The 17,565-nt window shown below is 41.9% G+C and carries 13 protein-coding genes and 1 rRNA gene; 11 read left to right on the top strand and 3 right to left on the bottom strand.

Going from position 1 to position 17,565, the window contains the following annotated elements; translation table 11 throughout:
- Positions 1–8 precede the first annotated feature (8 nt).
- Positions 9–120 (top strand): 5S ribosomal RNA (gene rrf, locus JWQ34_RS14475).
- A gap of 340 nt (positions 121–460) precedes the next feature.
- Here rrf and JWQ34_RS14480 read toward each other — a convergent pair.
- Complete coding sequence (locus tag JWQ34_RS14480) at positions 461–1,093, bottom strand: CGNR zinc finger domain-containing protein (RefSeq protein ID WP_299358252.1); 633 nt, start codon at positions 1,091–1,093, stop codon at positions 461–463.
- Positions 1,094–1,676: 583 nt separating this feature from the next.
- Here JWQ34_RS14480 and JWQ34_RS14485 point away from each other — a divergent pair.
- From JWQ34_RS14485 to JWQ34_RS14495, 3 genes are all read left to right on the top strand, one after another.
- Positions 1,677–2,153: a hypothetical protein gene (locus JWQ34_RS14485; RefSeq protein ID WP_299358254.1), complete on the top strand. Its 477-nt coding sequence runs from the start codon at positions 1,677–1,679 to the stop codon at positions 2,151–2,153.
- A 164-nt stretch (positions 2,154–2,317) separates the two neighbouring features.
- A complete protein-coding gene (locus JWQ34_RS14490; RefSeq protein WP_299358256.1) occupies positions 2,318–3,571 on the top strand; it encodes a hypothetical protein in 1,254 nt (417 codons plus the stop codon).
- Positions 3,568–4,437 (top strand): DNA adenine methylase, encoded by an 870-nt coding sequence (locus JWQ34_RS14495; protein ID WP_299358258.1) that lies wholly within the window; start codon positions 3,568–3,570, stop codon positions 4,435–4,437. The genes JWQ34_RS14490 and JWQ34_RS14495 overlap by 4 nt, the downstream gene beginning before the upstream one ends.
- 377 nt (positions 4,438–4,814) lie before the next feature.
- Here JWQ34_RS14495 and JWQ34_RS14500 read toward each other — a convergent pair whose 3' ends face one another.
- A complete protein-coding gene (locus JWQ34_RS14500) occupies positions 4,815–5,456 on the bottom strand; it encodes a MarR family winged helix-turn-helix transcriptional regulator (RefSeq protein WP_299358260.1) in 642 nt (213 codons plus the stop codon).
- Positions 5,457–5,584: 128 nt separating this feature from the next.
- On the opposite strand from JWQ34_RS14500, the gene JWQ34_RS14505 reads away from it, so the two are divergent.
- From JWQ34_RS14505 to JWQ34_RS14520, 4 genes are all read left to right on the top strand, one after another.
- Positions 5,585–6,061, top strand: coding sequence for a hypothetical protein (locus tag JWQ34_RS14505; protein WP_299358262.1), 477 nt, complete (start codon positions 5,585–5,587; stop codon positions 6,059–6,061).
- Between the two features lie 10 nt (positions 6,062–6,071).
- On the top strand, positions 6,072–6,743 hold the full coding sequence (locus JWQ34_RS14510) for an SDR family oxidoreductase (protein WP_299358264.1): 672 nt from the start codon (positions 6,072–6,074) through the stop codon (positions 6,741–6,743).
- A 73-nt stretch (positions 6,744–6,816) separates the two neighbouring features.
- A complete protein-coding gene (locus tag JWQ34_RS14515; RefSeq protein ID WP_299358266.1) occupies positions 6,817–7,041 on the top strand; it encodes a methyltransferase type 11 in 225 nt (74 codons plus the stop codon).
- 118 nt (positions 7,042–7,159) lie between these two features.
- A complete protein-coding gene (locus JWQ34_RS14520; RefSeq protein ID WP_299358268.1) occupies positions 7,160–9,202 on the top strand; it encodes a beta-L-arabinofuranosidase domain-containing protein in 2,043 nt (680 codons plus the stop codon).
- A 696-nt stretch (positions 9,203–9,898) separates the two neighbouring features.
- Here the strand turns inward: JWQ34_RS14520 and JWQ34_RS14525 are convergent.
- Positions 9,899–10,255 carry a glyoxalase superfamily protein gene (locus JWQ34_RS14525; protein ID WP_299358270.1) on the bottom strand — a complete coding sequence of 119 codons (357 nt, stop codon included), beginning with the start codon at positions 10,253–10,255 and terminating at the stop codon, positions 9,899–9,901.
- Between the two features lie 114 nt (positions 10,256–10,369).
- Between JWQ34_RS14525 and JWQ34_RS14530 the strand changes: the two genes are divergently transcribed.
- From JWQ34_RS14530 to JWQ34_RS14540, 3 genes are all read left to right on the top strand, one after another.
- Positions 10,370–11,380 carry a YncE family protein gene (locus tag JWQ34_RS14530; protein ID WP_299358272.1) on the top strand — a complete coding sequence of 337 codons (1,011 nt, stop codon included), beginning with the start codon at positions 10,370–10,372 and terminating at the stop codon, positions 11,378–11,380.
- Positions 11,381–12,506: 1,126 nt separating this feature from the next.
- Positions 12,507–14,780, top strand: a complete 2,274-nt coding sequence (locus tag JWQ34_RS14535) for a hypothetical protein (RefSeq protein WP_299358274.1) — start codon at positions 12,507–12,509, stop codon at positions 14,778–14,780.
- Between the two features lie 510 nt (positions 14,781–15,290).
- Positions 15,291–17,555: an aconitate hydratase gene (locus tag JWQ34_RS14540; protein ID WP_299358276.1), complete on the top strand. Its 2,265-nt coding sequence runs from the start codon at positions 15,291–15,293 to the stop codon at positions 17,553–17,555.
- Positions 17,556–17,565 lie beyond the last annotated feature (10 nt).

Raw genomic sequence — 17,565 nt, forward strand, 5'->3', positions numbered from 1 at the left:
TAAGATCTTCAGGTGCCTATATCGGCGGTGTCTACCTCTTCCCATTCCGAACAGAGAAGTCAAGCCCGCCAGAGCCGATGGTACTGCGGTAAAACGTGGGAGAGTAGGTCGGTGCCCAATTTTATAAGAACCCTTTGTCCAACAGGACAAGGGGTTTCTTGTTTTATAACATTTCCTAACCCCTATATTCACACCAACTAAACCGTTTAAGACGGTAGTAAAATTGACCATTTTCCAAGTATCGCACCTAATATCGGTAGTAATTTTGGCCTCTTTTCGGGTATCAAGTGTAAAGCCGGTAGTAATTTTAGCCATTTATCGAGCATAAGGGGTAAAGCCGGTGTGACGTTTTTTAGTTAATTTACTGATAATCATCATATTAAATAAATGGACTACCCAAAACCCCCAATCTTTAATCTTCATAACCAATCTTTAATCTTCAACAACTAATCTTTAACAACTACGCTACTTTTCTTAATTTATAATAACGCTGGCTTTTTTTGATGCTGCCGCAGGTTTTGGGGCTGCACCAGGTGCGGTTATGCGCGCGACTTGTGTCTATAAATAAACTGCCGCAGGCCGGGCATTTCTTTATTTGGCGCCATAGGCCGGTATCCAGCAGGCGGGTGGCCTGGGCTATTATAAGGTATAGGGGCAGGTTTAGGTTCTCTTCAATATCAAAAAAGTATTGCCTTATTATGCCATCGTTGCCGGGTTGGTAGCGCAGGTGTTGGCACATGTCGGCATATTGGTCGTTAAAGCGGGTGATAATAAGTGGATGCACTTCGCGGCCGGCTACCAGGTCATTAAATAATTCGTCCAGCGTGTTGCGGGCGCCGCGGGCTACGGCATAGCAAAGGGCGGCTTCGGCTGGGTTGCAATACAGTTCGTGCTGTAGCCGCAGGTAGGTGTCCCAGTCAACCAGGTTGCTTTGGTGGGCCCAGTTTACCAGGCTTTCGTAGTTGGTAAGCAGGTCAATAAAGCCGCCTTTGCGGTCTTTTTTGCAGGAATTAATAAAATTGAGGGCGTGATTGCCCCCGTCGGTAAGGCGTGCGGCAGGTTTGCGGCGCGGCCTGTTAGCAGTACGGTTCATACTAAATTTGGTTTTGAATAAACAAGAAAGGTTAATAACAATAACCCGCGCGTAACGGCGGATCTATACGGCGATACAGAACATATCACCCTAACAAATATACGGAAATATTTGTATTTATAAAGAAATATCTGTATTTTATGTGATGAGTGGCGAGTGATGAGTGTTATTCGGTTTAGTTGCTGCAAATATTGCCTTGCTAACTGCAAACTAATAACTGCCAACTAACATTATGGGCGTTCCCTGCGGGCCGGGCTTTCCATTCATACGCCTGCAGGCCTTAGGCGCGGCCTGCCCTGAGGCTCTCGAAGGGGCCGGTATCCATTTCAATCCCTAACGCAAAAAATAAATATGTCATTTCGAACCGAGGAACGAGGGAGAACTACCTCTTGAGCGATAGCGAAAATCTTATACGTGCGATATGCGAAGCGTATAAGATTTCTACCATTGGTCGAAATGACATATTGTTTATCTTAACCCGCTATGCCACCAATCTTTAATCTTCAACAACCAATCTTCAACAACCAATCTTTAATCTTCAATAACCAATCTTTATTACAACTATTTTACGAAATTTGCAGCCATGACCGACCTCAATGAATACGAGTGCGAAATGCTGGACACCCTGCTGGCCGCCTTTGGTGTGCCCGACAGCCTGACGCGCGGGCAGCTTTTGCAATTGTTTGACAATGACGAGGCCGTAGCGTTTGCCATGGTACAGGCCCTGGCCCGCGAGGGGCTGGTTGCCGAAAAAGGTAAGCCGGCGCGTTATGAACTGCCCGAAAAGTTAATACTGAAACCCAAAGGCGAAAAGTTTTTAAAAGAGGGCGGCTTTGCCAAACGCCACCAGGCCTTACAGCAACAACCCACCCAGGTAGGCGGCACCTTAGCCAAACTACAGCAGCAAAATATGCGCCTGCAAAACGAAAAACTGGCCCACCAATCTCAACTGGGCGATTTGAACAAAACCATTAAAGCTTTACAAACCCGGCAATATATCCTGTTTGTGTTTATTATCATCGCGCTAATTATTGGCTATTGTTTGGCTAAATGGCTTTAGTGATTTACCCGATGAGTCACGAGTACGCCACACAGTGGCCGGTGCTGCATACTCGCGTCAGATTGAGCAAATGTGCGTTAGCCGCAGATAAGCGCGGAAATTATTGAGATTGATTTTTTTTGTTTATAATTACAATAACTTAACCTAATCCTATTGATTTGAAAATGAATATAGAACCTGAGCAACAAGTACTAAATATCGATATTAAGGACTTGATTTTATGGACTGAAAACCCTAGAGATCCAGTCGACTTGAATGCAACGGACCAATACATTGTTGATAGAGCACTAGCTGATAAATCGTTAAAATGGAATTTGCCAAAATTGGCAAAGGAAATGGGGAAATATTTTGATCAAAGCGAACTACCCACCGTTGTATACGATGGCGCAAAACCTATAGTTTATGATGGAAATAGGCGAGTAATAATAGGTAAAATAAAAATGGGAGCAGTTACTGTTAAAGGCATGGATCCCAAACAGCTTCCTAGTTTTCCCCAAGAAATCCCATGTAATGTATGTGTTAAAAGGGTCGGATTAAATAATGTGTATAGAAAACATATCGATTCCGGTTCATGGCAGCCGCTAGAACGAGATGTTTTCCTCCACAATCACATGGGGGAGCCAAAAAGCGTTTTTTTAGTTTTAGAAGAAGATACGGGAATAATAACTACAAACCCTCATTTAAATCAACGCTTTGTTAAAGATGAAATTTTGAATGAGGATAATTTAAAGTTGATGGGTTTTCATGTAGATAAAGGGCATATCCACAGTGTCCATAGTAATCAAGAAGGACATTCAATACTTACCGACATTTCTGAAAAAATTTATAACAAACAAATAAGCACCAGGAAAAATCGTGGACAGGTTATTAATGTTCTTGAACCTGGATCACAGCAGTTAATTGATATAAATAAAAGTAAAAACCCTCATCTTTCTAAAATAAAATTCGACAAAAAAGATGATGATAACGGACAGCGTCAATCAAAAAGAACCGTAAAAAAAGAGCATGAAATTTTTGGAGGGAAACTTTATTTGAAGATGGGTACAGTAGGAGATTTATATAGAGATATAACTGATTTATATGAATTTTATCTTCAAAGAAAGGACACGCTTTCTCAATCTTTTGCCGGTTTAATAAGAATGTCATTAAGATTATTATGTGAAACTGCGGCTAAGGATAAAAACAAAAAACTTGAAGATTATGTTAAAGCTCACTTTGCTGATGCAAAGAAAACTTTAGGTCAAGATACCAAGACTACTTTGTCGGTACAAAATGTATCTGACGGAAGCATTCTTCAGCTACTACAGATAGGAGCACACAACTATCAAGCGGCGACTAATTTAGACCAAACAATTGCTGTTTCAATTGCTGTTGGCGCATTGATAACCTTGACACATGGAAGGGAGGAGGAAAAATGACAAAATTTACATCGCCATTGAGATATCCAGGCGGTAAGAGTTGCATCTTTCCTTTTGTATCAAACATGTTTTATGAGAATGATTTGATAGGTGCAAGTTATGCCGAACCGTATGCGGGTGGTTCAGGACTAGCTCTCCGGCTTCTATTCGAAGAATATGTAAGTAAGATTTACATTAACGATTTTGATAGGGCTATTTATTGTTTTTGGATGGCAGTTATTAATCGACCTGTTGAACTTTGTTTATGGATTGAATCCATTGATATAACAATTGAGAACTGGGGTATATATAAAGAAATACAGAATAATTCTGCAACCGCAGATGATTTTGAATTGGCAAAATCTACTTTTTTTCTTAATCGCACTAATATCTCAGGTGTGATAAAGGGAGGTATTATTGGAGGGTACAAACAACTCGGTAAATATAAGATTGATGCCCGATTTAATAAGAAAGACCTAATCGAAAGGATCTATAAAATAGCAAGCTTTAAACATCGAATTAGTGTTTCTAACCTAGACGGGCTCGCCTTTATTAATATGATGAATAAAAAAAAAGAGGATGTTTTTATTTATTTAGATCCGCCATATTATTTAAAAGGGGCAGATCTATACATGAACTTTTACTCGAATAAGGATCATGAAAAACTATCTAAATATGTCCATAAAATGAAAAAAAAATGGATGGTGTCTTACGATAATCAAGAGTTTATACTAAACCTTTATGCTGGTAAAGAAAAAGTAATGTATCAATTATCTCAATCTGCATCAAACCGAGTTGGGGATGAAATTTTAATTTTTTCTGAGAAAATCAGTTTCGTCAATTCGGTTAAATTATTGAAATCTCCAATAGTTTTGAGTGTGGGTTAGTTTTTAACTAAATGCCCGTAATAATATCTTGCGACGGGGCACGAATATTCGGCGCTCTGGCCACCTATACATACTCGCGCCAGTTACGTATTGCCACCTACGCTCGCAATTGACATCTTGCAGTCTGCCCGCGTTAGGGATGGAAATGTATACCGGCCTTGCGCCTAAGGCCTGCAGGCGTATGAATGTACAGCCCGGGCCGCAGGCAACGCCCTTGCTCAGTTAATAGTTTGAGTTTGCAGTCTTTCTCATTGGGCTTAATATCCCGCTTAAAACATATAACATCAACCCCCATGCCGGCCCAAGTAAATAACGCATGCCATATCCCGGTGACTACCCGGGGATAGTGCCACTATTTGTTAGTTTAGGTTGTTTTATTAAAGCATGAATTCCTTATAAATTTCTTCGAAAGACCTGTTCCTATTTTTTTGGAACGTGTCAGAAAACCGTTCATTAATGGGGTTAAGCAGCTGCATACAAAGCTGTTTGTCATCATCGGTAAGATCATGCACCAGCATGTGGGCTACTTTAAGTACGCGGTCTTTTGCATTTATCAGCACCGTTTCGCCTTTGGCGGTAAGCTTTAGCCTTTTTACCCTTTTGTCATCCGGGTCAGTATACTCGCTTACCAGTCCACGCTTTTTCATCCTGATGAGCATATTGGTGCCGCTTGACAGTTCCATAATATTATTAAATATGGCTTCAGACTTAATGGGATTTTTTTGGTTATAGATAGTAACCAATATGCCAAACTCTTCTATCTGATCCAGCTCCGTATCTTCAAGGGCCTTGTTCGAATACACCATGTGAAACTTACCGATCCGCCTTAATAAAATAATAAGGCGGCCATTAATATCGGGCCTTAACTCGCCCTTCGGAGCGCCGTATTTTTCGGTGGCTTTATGCGCGGCTAAATGGTGGCGGCAAAAATCATCAATACTACCATTGGGGTATTTCTCCTCATAAGCTCCCCATAATTTAACCAGCTCAACGGTCTTGTTTATCTTAATTACTTCCATTTGGTAGCAAATTTAAAAAAAATACTAATAAAAATTTGCTATTTAAAACCAAATGGTATAATATTGCCTTAAATTAAAACCAAATGGTTTTAATTAATTAATCTTAACCCATCAACACACTAAAAAGTATGAACACGTCAATGCTCTTTCCCGCTTGCTTAACCCTGCATTTAATAGCCTTAACCTTAATGGCTGGTACTACCCTTGTAGATTATATAACCTTTAAAACCTTTTGGAAACTTTATTATTCGGACAAAGAAAAGGCCAACGGAATATTACAGGCATCAGCTGTTTTTTCGAGGCTTATAGGGATAGGGGCAGCGCTGTTGATTATAACCGGTATAGGCATGATGGCTTTAACCAACGGTGTTTTTGGCGAACAGTTATGGTTCAGGATAAAGTTTGGATTGGTATTGCTATTGATACTAAACGGCGTGTTTGTAGGCAGGCGGTTAGGTGTTAAACTCAGAAAGCTGGTATTGCTTGACGGACCCGAAATTTCAATCCAGATCAATGCCCTAAAGAGTAACCTTAACCGCTTCCATATTATACAGTTAAGTATTTTTTGTTGGATAATTTTTTTAAGCGCGTTTAAATTCAATTAATCATCAACTTATGAAAATAGAAAATTGGCAAGCCCAATATAACCTGTTTATCGCAGGGGCAAACGGCGGCATAGGCAAACAAGTGGTACAGCAGGCATTGCTGGCCGGGCACCGGGTAACGGCCCTGGTACGTAATCCGGCTAACTTAACGCTTAAACATCCCAACCTTGAAGTTGCCGTAGGCGATGTAATGCAGCCCGGCAGTTTCGAAAAATATTTGCAAGGTAAAGACGCCGTAATATCGGCACTGGGGGTAAGTGGCGGTTTATTCGGCGATAAGCCAACTACGCTTTACTCGCAAGGCAATGCAAATATTTTAGCTGCTATGGAGCAGTATGGTGTAAACAGGGCTTTCTTTATTTCAGCCTCGGGGCTTGATGTTAGTGCTGCCATGCCCTTTTACGTTAGGTTTTTTGCAAAATATATTCTGCAAAAGCTATTGCGCCACATGTATAATGATTTGCGCGCTATGGAACAATTGGTAAAAGCCAGCCCCATTAACTGGACCATTATGCGCCCGCCGCAACTTACCAATAACCCGGTAACCGGCAATTATCGCGTGGCCATAAACCATCCTTTAAAAAACGGGCTCAAAATTTCAAGAGCCGATGTGGCGCATTATATGGTTAACGACCTGTTTACCCCGGCCATTTATAAAACAACTGTAGAACTAGGATATTAATATATATGAAAAGAGATAAAACTTATTGGGCCAAAATAGTAAAAGCATAATATTCATTTTAAGCCAAATACAGATGAAACAAATAGAAATATTTAAAACCAGCATTTGTAAAAACCACCAGGCAGTGGCTATTATTAAATGCTTGCAGCAATATTTTCCGCATTATCAGATCAATTTCGACCTGGAAGATTGCGACCGTATTTTACGGATAGAAACCCCACGTAACGATATTAACAATAAAACCATAGAAGGCATAGTTATTGCCCGCGGGTATAGTTGCAGCCATTTACCGGGTTAATGCAGAAGGGTGTATAGCGTTACTATCAACCCACCCCACTCCATTTTTTTCCTTCGCTCCAAACACATATATTTACCGTTCCAACCTAATGGCAGCTACTGCCTTTAAAAAGTAATTTATGAGAAAGAGTTTTTTATGCCTCGCGGCGATGGTTTTAATGGGTAATGGTATTGCTGATGCGCAAATGGTTACCGTTTTACCTAAGGCCGAAATTCAAGGTATTAACGCCAATTACCCAAGTAACAGAGCGCCACTGCTGCCACAGCAATTTATAAAACTGCCGGTTACGGCTTTTAAACCTTCGGGCTGGTTAAAAAAACAACTGGAGTTACAGCGTGATGGCCTTACGGGTAATCTGGGCGAGATAAGCATCTGGCTAAGCAAAACCGATAATGCCTGGCTAAACAAAAGCGGCAAGGGCAAATATGGCTGGGAAGAGCTGCCTTACTGGCTAAAAGGCTATGGCGATATCGCCTACATGCTGGGCGACCCCAAAATGATAAAGGACACTAAATTCTGGATTAACGCCGTGCTGGATAACCAGCGCCCAGATGGAGATATGGGCCCGATCATAGAAAAGAAAAACGGTAACCGCGACCTTTGGGCCAACATGCCCATGATATGGTGCCTGCGTAGTTATTACGAATACAGCCACGAGCAGCGCGTTATTACCGCCCTCACCAATTACTTTAAATGGCTGGGGAATTATCCCGACAACCAGTTTTTAAAAGACTACTGGGAGAACAGCCGCGGCGGCGATTACCTGGTGAGTATCTACTGGCTATACAACATAACCGGCGACAAGTTCCTGCTGGATGTTGCCGCCAAGGTTGATAAAAATACGGCCAACTGGCGCCAGGCTACCAACCTGCCCAACTGGCATAATGTTAATGTGGCCGAATGTTTCCGCGAGCCGGCTACCTTTTATCTGCAAAGCCATAACAGCGCTGATCTGGAAGCTACATATAATGATTTTAAGCTGATCCGCAATATATATGGGCAGGTGCCGGGTGGTATGTTCGGCAGTGACGAGAATGCCCGAAAAGGTTATGACGACCCGCGCCAGGCGGTGGAAACCTGCGGCATGGTTGAACAAATGACCAGCGACCAATACCTTTTACAATATACCGGCGATACTTTCTGGGCCGAGAACTGCGAGGATGTGGCCTTTAATACCTTCCCCGCCGCTTTCACCAGCGACTATAAAGCTTTGCGCTACCTAACTGCCCCCAACATGGTGCTGAACGATAGCAAGAACCACGCGCCGGGCATTGCCAATAGCGGCCCGTTTTTAATGATGAACCCTTTTAGCAGCAGGTGTTGCCAGCATAACCACAGTGCCGGTTGGGTTTATTATGCCGAGAATGCCTGGATGGCGACGCCGGATAATGGTCTCGCCGCGCAATTATACCAGGCAGGTACTATTACCGCCAAAGTGGGTAGTGGGCAAGCCGTTAAAATAACATCGGCTACACAATATCCTTTTAATGATGTGGTTGGCTTTACGGTTACTACGGCTAAGCCGGTGGCGTTCCCGCTATATTTGCGTGTACCAAAATGGACTGAGGGTGCCAGCTTAACGGTTAACGGCAAACGTATGCCGGTTGAGGCCATCGCGAGTGGCTATATCAAACTAGCCAAGAATTGGAAAAACGGTGATAAGATAACTCTTAAACTGCCTATGCATATACAGGTGCAGCAATGGGCCAAAAACAAAAACAGCGTGAGCGTAAGCTACGGCCCGCTAACGTATTCGCTTAAAATTGGGGAGACCTACAAGAAAGGCAACAGCCTAACCACCGCCATGGGCGACTCGGGCTGGCAAGCAAGTGCCGATCCCGAGAAATGGCCATCGTTCGAGATTTACCCGGCTACCGCCTGGAACTATGGCTTAGTGCTGGACGAGCAGCATCCCGAAAAATCATTCACCGTAGTTAAAAAGGCATGGCCTAAGGATGGCAACCCGTTCACCAACGCCAATGCACCAATAGAGCTACACGCCACCGGCAAACAAATTCCCGACTGGACCATCGACAAATACGGCCTCTGTGGCGTACTGCCCCAAAGCCCGGTGAAAACCGCTTCGACCGTAAGCAACTTAACCCTGGTACCTATGGGTGGCGCAAGGTTAAGGATCTCAGCGTTCCCGGTTGTGGAGTAATGAGTGATTGAGTGAGTTTTGAATGAGTGAATGGTTGGTAAAGATTAGTTATTGAAGATTATTAATGATTGTTTGTTTTAATGGTATTAATGAGCTCGCTTTGCTCGGTTAAAGATTGGGCCTGGCGCGTGGAGTGTCAGGCTTTTTTTTATGCTCTTTGCATGGGAAATCTCGTATGTTCTTGCACAGAAATGTGCTTTATTCTTAATTTCAACATCGTCCCGCTCAATCGCCGCGGGTTGGCTGTTACTTTTGTCTTGATACCAAAAACTAAGCGTAGCGACCTCATGAACACCTATAAAAACAAACAATAGGTAAATAAATCAAGTCAGCCCGATCGCTTCCATCGCACAGGCCAGGCTCCCGGCCGCGCGTGCTGACAACCCCTCGCTCTTATTCATGGCTCACAAATAAAAGAATGTTGGTTCTAACGGAAACCGTCAGACGGGCGGCTTCGGGTGAAAGTCGGTAAAACAAGTTGGGCGGTGCGGCTGGAAGGGCATAGCGTCTTTTTGCCTGTGCAATGGCCTGTGCACCTGGAGCAAAATTATGCAGCCCGTGGTTTTACAGGCTTTGCAGCATAAAGGCCTTGTGCGGCAAAGAAGCATCCCGGGTGACTTGATTTTTGGTTACTTTTCATCAAGGAAAAGTAACTAGGCCCAGCGGCCAAGAGCGCTACGATGCGTTCTGGCAAATTTAATCCTGGTGCAAACTAATACGATTACCATCCGGATCAACCACGGCGGCGAAACGGCCCCACGGAGTTTTATCTATTTGCCCCACGGTGATGCCTTTGGCAGTAAGCGCTTCCAGATCGGCTTCAAGGCTATCGGTTTTAATTACTAGTCCGTTAATGCAGCCTGCGGGCATATTGTCAAACCAGGTTACTAAAGTAATGCTAAGGTCACTAGTACCCGGCAGGGCCATTTGTACCCATTTTTTATCGCCCTCAAATGGTGCTTCTACCTGTACTTCGAACCCAAGGTTTAAGTAAAACTCTTTGGCGCGTTGCTGGTCGGTAACGGGGATGGAAATTATTTCTATTGATTTCATGATGTGTAAATGTTTTATAAGTACTAAATTAGACAATCGTTAGTAAACTTCCGGTCCCAAAAAAACAAAATGTCTACAGATTGTTGCCTTATTTTGAAACAAAATAAAAATCAAATGAAAAAACTTATCGCCTTACAGGCTCTTGTAGCTTTAGCAATTATGTCGTTCCACGCGGTGGCGCAGCAAAAAACAGGTTTTCATGTTTTAAGAGATATCGCCATCCCCAGCACCGGCGGTTGGGATTATATAACCGTTGATGGTGCCAACAAACGCATTTATACCTCGCATGGTAACCAGGTAAACGTAGTTTCTACCACTACCGGCGACTCGATAGGCTATATCCCCCAAACCTTAGGGGTGCACGGTATTGCCCTGGTAAAGTCGCTTGGCAAAGGTTATGTAAGCTGCGGCCGTGCAAACTCGGTTACTGTGTTTGATATTAAAACCTTAAAAGTTTTGGCCCAGATCCCGGTAGGTACCAATCCCGATGCTATTTTTTATGATGATTTCTCCAAGAAAATAATTACCTGTAACGGGCGCAGCAAGGATGCCACCATTGTTGACCCCGCGACTGATAAAGTTGTAACCACCGTGCCGTTGGGCGATAAGCCTGAAACAGCAGTATCAGACGGCAAGGGCAAAATATTTGTAAATGGCGAAGGTACCAGCACCGTAATTGTATTTGATGCACTTACTTATAAAGAAATTACTCGTTATAAAATTGATGGCGGCGAGTCGCCAAGCGGCTTAGATATCGACCGTAAAACTAATCGCTTATTTATAGGCTGCGGCGATACCAAAACTATGGTGGTGATGGATGCCGCTACCGGCAAAACTGTAGGCACATACCCCATTGGTGGTACTGATGGCGTGGTGTTCGACCCCGAACTAAAAATAGCCTATGCATCAAACGGCGAAGGCACCATAAGCGCGGTGAGAGAGATCAGCGCCGATAAATTTGAGTTCATCGAAAATATAACAACCGAACCAAGTGCCCGTACCATAGGTATTGACCTTACAACACATAAACTTTACCTGCCCGCAGCTAAAACAGAACCCAACCCGGCAGGCGGCAGGCCGAAGCAACTGCCCGGTACTTTCCATATTATTGAAGTGGGGAAATAAAGATTAGTTATTGAAGATTATTAATAGTTGTTTGTTTTTAATTGTATTAATGAACTCGCTTTGCTCGGTTAAAGATTAGGCCTGGCGCGTGGACAACGTGTCGGGCTTTTTTTTGTTATAAGGTTGTTTCACTGCTTGCGCTCGTTTGCAACGAGTGCTTAATATGGGTTTGCATTTATAATGCAAATGGAGCGCGTCTTTTAATTGCGCAAGTCTTAGCATTTTGTCATTGCGATTACGAGGTACGAGTGTGGCAATCGCCTGTGTTCCTCCACGTCACGTTATTGCGAGCGATAGCGTGGACAACCGACCGTAGGGAGTTCATTAATACCATTAAAAAACAAATAATAGAATTAATAATCTCTACACTTGCTAATCAACTAAACGGATGTTGTTTGTTAGAACGTGTCGTAGCGCTCATGGCCGCTGGGCCTAGTCACTTTCCCTTAGATGGAAAGTAACCAAGACTTAGCGTAGCGATCTCATGAACACCTATAAAAAAATAAATAATAGGTGAATAAATCAAGTCAGCCCAATCGCTGCCACTACACGGGCCCTGCTCCCGGCCGCGTGGGCTGACAGGCCTTTGCGCGCTTGGATGGCGGTTAAACTTCTCCGCGCGTCTTTGCTTATCCCCACCACGTCATTGCGAGCGATAGCGTGGCAATCTCTATGTAGGACATTCAACTGTGCAAGATTTTCTTCCTATCCGCTGTCCTAATGTCTCTGACTTCGGACTACAATGCAGATAGGCTGTGCCGGGTGTTTAAAGCCCGCCAGTGTAGCTATAAACTACAGGCATACTCGTTCGAAGTCGTGAGACTTCGAACAACGAGGGTGAAGTAATCTTTACTTAGAACATTCAATGTGCATGATTTCGAAGACTATAGTAAACAGAGGCAGGAATAGTAATACAATTATTTCTTTGTTATTAGTGTTGAAATCTCCTACTTTTCAACATTATACACACGAGCTAAAGGATGCTCGTTTAATTTTATAATTTTGATATACAATAAGTTATAGTTCGGTTGCTTCTGTTTGAATGTAAAAGCACATTTGAAACCAACTATTAAACTTAACATAAATAATTTACTACATCCGTTATTGTATATAACAAAGACTAACAATGAATTTAGATAAAATAATTCGATCATTAGATTTAGCAAAATCTGACGCCAGAGACAAAACCATCGATGGAATTGTCGAATACATATTATTTTGTATTAATGACGAGGTTTCCTCTGACGAATTGAATGTGCTTATAAAAGAAGAGTTAATATTAGAATTACATAAATCTGAATTAGAAGAAGGTTTAGGAAAACTAATTGATAGCAACGCAATAATTAAGGGGGAGAATAACAAATATAAATTAACTACTGAGCGATTCGTCCAGCTAAGAAAAGTTGTTTCTGAAAATGATGATGCTGAGAAAATTCGATTAGAAAATTTTACTAATAGTGTAAAAAAATTTTCTAATGGTGTATTAAGCCAAGAAGACATTAAACTTCTTTGGTCAACGTTTACCAATTATTTATATGAATGTTATTTAGATCATGGAAAAAATGCATTAAATATTTTCAGCGGTAGGGGTAACTATAGTGAAGGTGAAATAGACTTAAAATCTCTAATAAGTAAATATGAAAATGGACTTACAAATCAAAATTTAAAAAAGATTTTTAGGGAATATATAGACAATTTTTCTAAGGAAGTTACAACCGAGGGATTAGATTATCTGTTAAATCTTGCTAATAAAGCAGAAGCTTTTTTCGCCTTAGGATTATCTAAAGATGAATACAATCATATTTATGAAGAAATAACTTTTGATTGGACAATATTCGTCGATACAAATTTTCTTTATTCCATCTTAGACTTACATTCCCATCCAGAAAATGAAGCCGCTAAAGCAGTAGTAGAATTAGGGCGACAATTAAAAATAAAATTTCATTATCTAAATATTACTCTTCAGGAATTGCAAAATAGAAGTAAAGATTTTGATGCAAATATACCTCGCAATTTACTTTACTCCCAAATTCATGCTTTAGTAGAGTCTGAGCAAATCGACAATTTTTCAATGCGCTATTTTGAAAAGAAATTGATAGATATGGAAAATACGCCCCACCCTTTAGATATAGTTGGGCATGCAGTAAATAATTTGAAAAGTAAAGGCATAGAGATATTTAGATACCCATTTGAAAAGCTTTCCGATCAGGTAGAATATTTAAGAGATAGAGAAAGCAACTATAATGATCATTTAAAAATTTTAGATGAAACAAGAGCGGAGAAAGGTATCAAAATAAAAGGTCCAAAAGATGCAAAGCAAATTTTTCATGATGTTTTTTTACGAGAAGCCATAATATTTCTTAGAGAAAGTACAGGTAATACAATTAATGACGTAAAGTATTTAGGAGTCACATTAGATAAAAGACTCATTAAATATGATAACTATTTGATAATGAAAAGGAAAGATGGAATACATATCCCTAACTTTTTTTCACCATCTATTTTACTTAAAAAACTATTAAAATATTCGCCGGTAAAGTCAGATGATTACCGAAGGGCATTTGTTAAAACGATTTCCACTCCAGCTTTAGATAATAATTACCATACCTCAAAAGTCACGATAAGAAGTGTTAAATATTTTTATAACATGGGTATATCGGATGAAAAATTAATACTAAGCGCAATTAAAGATGAAATCTTCTTATCGAAATTTAAGGAGTTTGAAAGTGATGCCGAAATATTAAAAGAGTTTGTAGAAGCGGAAATTCAAAAAAAATATTCACAGTTATCAGATACTCTTGGAGATGTCGAAGGAAAGTTAAATAGAAGCAATGAATTATTAACTGCAATGAGTGATAAATATGAATTTGATTCGGTTAGAACTAAAAAACTTGAAGCAGAGGTTAACGAATTGCACGGCACTGTTAAAGTCTATAACATGCTGGGAAACATCAAAAAAAGAGAAAAAACTCCAAATTTCAGTAAATTAACAGAAGGTCAATTGACAATTGACGGCGCGTTGAAATTGAGTAATGCCGAAAAAATACTTAGTGAGGTAAAGCAAGGAAACAGAAACTTGATAAATCAAATAGAAACTATAGATACTTTAAATAAAGTAACTTCTTGGAGAAGAAAATCGCTATGGTATTTGATTCCAGTATTTATAGTTATCCTTCATGTTTTTCTAGTTTTGTTCTGTCAAAAAGAGAACTGGAACTATGTTTCTTCTTTAATGGACGGTTGGTTTGAAAAATTAACAGATGGAAGAAAAGACCTTGTCAAAGGGATTGTCAGTGCAGTATTATTAGTATGTATAATCAAACCAGTTTCAATAATATGGAAACGATTTTTCAGCGATGAAGAAAAAGATAAGTTTTTGAAAGATAAATATAGTAAATAAACATTGAGCCTCAGCATGACAACGCGCGGGCCGCGTTAAGGATTGCAGCGAATACCGGCCATCGCGCCTAATGCTTATAGCCGTATAAGCGGAAAGCCTGGCCCGTAGGCAACGCCCTTGTTCAGTTGGCAGTTTTTAGTTGGCAGTTTGCAGTGATTTGGAAGTCGGTTAGTTTCTTATCGCTTTACTAAACCCCTCCCTACACCCTCCCGTGGGGAGGGAATCGCACGGGCCGTCCCACCACATCCCGCGCCAGGCCCAATCTTTAACCGAGCAAAGCGAGTTCATTAATACAATTAAAAACAAACAACTATTAATAATCTTCAATCACCAATCTTCCCCACCAATCTTCCCCAACCAATTTAGAAAAGCTCCAAATAACATTTGACAATACAGCGACTTCGCATTAAGCGTTATATTTTGTAAATTCGCCGCACGCCTTAATTTTATTGGGAATACTGATGAAAATAAGGCAAATACGTTTATCCTTCTTACTTAAATATAACAGAAATGGCTTTTGATTTAGACATGATCAAAAAGGTTTACGATCGTTACAGCACCCGTGTGGCTGCTGCCCGTACCGCGACCGGTAAACACCTAACTTTAACCGAAAAAATATTATACGCTCACCTAAGTGAGGGTGATGCAAAGCAGGCTTATGGCCGTGGGGTTGATTATGTCGACTTCGCGCCGGATCGTGTTGCGATGCAGGATGCTACGGCGCAAATGGCGCTGCTGCAATTTATGCAGGCGGGTCGCCCACAAGTAGCGGTACCAAGTACGGTACATTGCGATCACCTGATCCAGGCCAAGGTTGGCGCTGTCGAAGATCTGCATACCGCCATTGATGTTAACCGCGAGGTTTATGATTTCCTGGCTTCGGTATCTGATAAATACGGTATTGGTTTCTGGAAAGCGGGAGCAGGTATTATTCACCAGGTTGTTTTAGAGAACTACGCGTTCCCCGGTGGTATGATGATTGGTACTGATAGCCATACGCCAAACGCGGGTGGTTTAGGTATGGTTGCCATTGGTGTTGGCGGTGCCGATGCCTGCGATGTTATGGCCGGTTTGCCATGGGAGCTAAAATTCCCTAAACTGATAGGTGTTAAATTAACCGGTAAATTATCAGGCTGGACATCAGCAAAAGACGTGATTTTAAAAGTTGCCGGCATACTAACCGTTAAAGGTGGTACCGGCGCTATAGTTGAATATTTTGGCGAAGGCGCGCAATCGCTTTCTGCTACGGGTAAGGGTACCATCTGTAACATGGGTGCCGAAATTGGCGCTACCACATCCGTATTTGGTTATGACGAAAAGATAGCCACTTACCTACGCGGTACCAAACGTGCCGAGATAGCTGATGCTGCCGATGCCGTTGCCGAACACTTAACCGGCGATGCCGAAGTGTACGCAAACCCTGAGCAATACTTTGACCAGGTAATAGAAATTAACCTAAGCGAACTGGAGCCGCATATTAACGGTCCGTTTACGCCTGATCTGGCATGGCCTATCTCTAAATTCGCGACAGCGGTTAGAGAGAATAACTGGCCAGAGAAACTGGAAGTTGGTTTGATAGGTTCATGTACCAATTCATCTTACGAGGATATTACCCGTTCGGCTTCTATTGCCAAACAGGCTATTGATAAAGGTTTGAAAGTTAAAGCCGAGTTTACCATTACTCCGGGTTCTGAATTGGTACGCTATACTGTTGAACGCGATGGTTATTTAGATACTTTCGAAAAAATGGGTGGTGTGGTTTTGGCTAATGCTTGCGGCCCGTGTATCGGCCAGTGGGCTCGTCATACGGATGACCCGACACGTAAGAACTCTATTATAACATCGTTCAACCGTAACTTTGCTAAACGTCAGGACGGGAACCCAAATACACATGCTTTCGTAGCATCGCCGGAAGTGGTGACCGCTTTAGTTATAGCAGGCGATCTGACATTTAACCCGTTAACCGACTACCTGACCAACGAAAAAGGTGAGCAGGTAAAACTGGACGAGCCGTTAGGTATTGAAATGCCGGTAAAAGGCTATGCAGTTGAAGATGCCGGCTACCAGGCCCCTGCCGAAGATGGCAGCCAGGTTGTGGTTAAGGTTAGCCCAACATCATCGCGCTTGCAATTGCTGGAGCCATTTAAGGCTTGGGAAGGCACAGATATTACCGGCTTAAAGTTGTTAATTAAAGCTAAAGGTAAATGTACTACAGATCATATCAGCATGGCTGGCCCATGGTTGAAGTTCCGCGGTCATTTAGATAATATCAGTAACAATATGCTGATAGGCGCTATCAACTACTTCAACAACTTAGCAGACACTGTTAAAAACGAATTAACCGGCGAGTACGGCCCGGTACCTGCCACTCAGCGTGCTTATAAAGCGCATGGCATAGGTTCAATTGTAGTGGGCGATGAGAACTATGGCGAAGGTTCATCACGCGAGCACGCGGCTATGGAGCCCCGTCACCTGGGTGTACGTGCCATACTGGTAAAATCGTTTGCCCGTATCCACGAAACCAACTTAAAGAAACAGGGTATGCTGGGCATTACCTTTGCCGATAGCAACGATTACGATAAGATCCAGGAAGATGATAAAATTGATATCACCGGTTTAACCACCTTTGCCCCCGGCAAACAGTTAACCGTTGTGCTGCATCATCATGATGGTACTACCGAGTCGTTCCCGGTTAACCACACTTATAATGCGCAGCAGATAGAGTGGTTTAAAGCAGGTGGCGCGCTTAATATTATCAGAAGGCAAATGGCGTAAGCTGATTTCG

It is taken from the genome of Mucilaginibacter sp., assembly GCF_028288185.1.
Taxonomy (GTDB): domain Bacteria; phylum Bacteroidota; class Bacteroidia; order Sphingobacteriales; family Sphingobacteriaceae; genus Mucilaginibacter.

Coding starts and splice junctions, on each gene's coding strand:
- JWQ34_RS14480 (WP_299358252.1), bottom strand. CDS start 1,093: ATGAACCGTACTGCTAACAGGCCGCGCCGCAAACCTGCCGCACGCCTT.
- JWQ34_RS14485 (WP_299358254.1), top strand. CDS start 1,677: ATGACCGACCTCAATGAATACGAGTGCGAAATGCTGGACACCCTGCTG.
- JWQ34_RS14490 (WP_299358256.1), top strand. CDS start 2,318: ATGAATATAGAACCTGAGCAACAAGTACTAAATATCGATATTAAGGAC.
- JWQ34_RS14495 (WP_299358258.1), top strand. CDS start 3,568: ATGACAAAATTTACATCGCCATTGAGATATCCAGGCGGTAAGAGTTGC.
- JWQ34_RS14500 (WP_299358260.1), bottom strand. CDS start 5,456: ATGGAAGTAATTAAGATAAACAAGACCGTTGAGCTGGTTAAATTATGG.
- JWQ34_RS14505 (WP_299358262.1), top strand. CDS start 5,585: ATGAACACGTCAATGCTCTTTCCCGCTTGCTTAACCCTGCATTTAATA.
- JWQ34_RS14510 (WP_299358264.1), top strand. CDS start 6,072: ATGAAAATAGAAAATTGGCAAGCCCAATATAACCTGTTTATCGCAGGG.
- JWQ34_RS14515 (WP_299358266.1), top strand. CDS start 6,817: ATGAAACAAATAGAAATATTTAAAACCAGCATTTGTAAAAACCACCAG.
- JWQ34_RS14520 (WP_299358268.1), top strand. CDS start 7,160: ATGAGAAAGAGTTTTTTATGCCTCGCGGCGATGGTTTTAATGGGTAAT.
- JWQ34_RS14525 (WP_299358270.1), bottom strand. CDS start 10,255: ATGAAATCAATAGAAATAATTTCCATCCCCGTTACCGACCAGCAACGC.
- JWQ34_RS14530 (WP_299358272.1), top strand. CDS start 10,370: ATGAAAAAACTTATCGCCTTACAGGCTCTTGTAGCTTTAGCAATTATG.
- JWQ34_RS14535 (WP_299358274.1), top strand. CDS start 12,507: ATGAATTTAGATAAAATAATTCGATCATTAGATTTAGCAAAATCTGAC.
- JWQ34_RS14540 (WP_299358276.1), top strand. CDS start 15,291: ATGGCTTTTGATTTAGACATGATCAAAAAGGTTTACGATCGTTACAGC.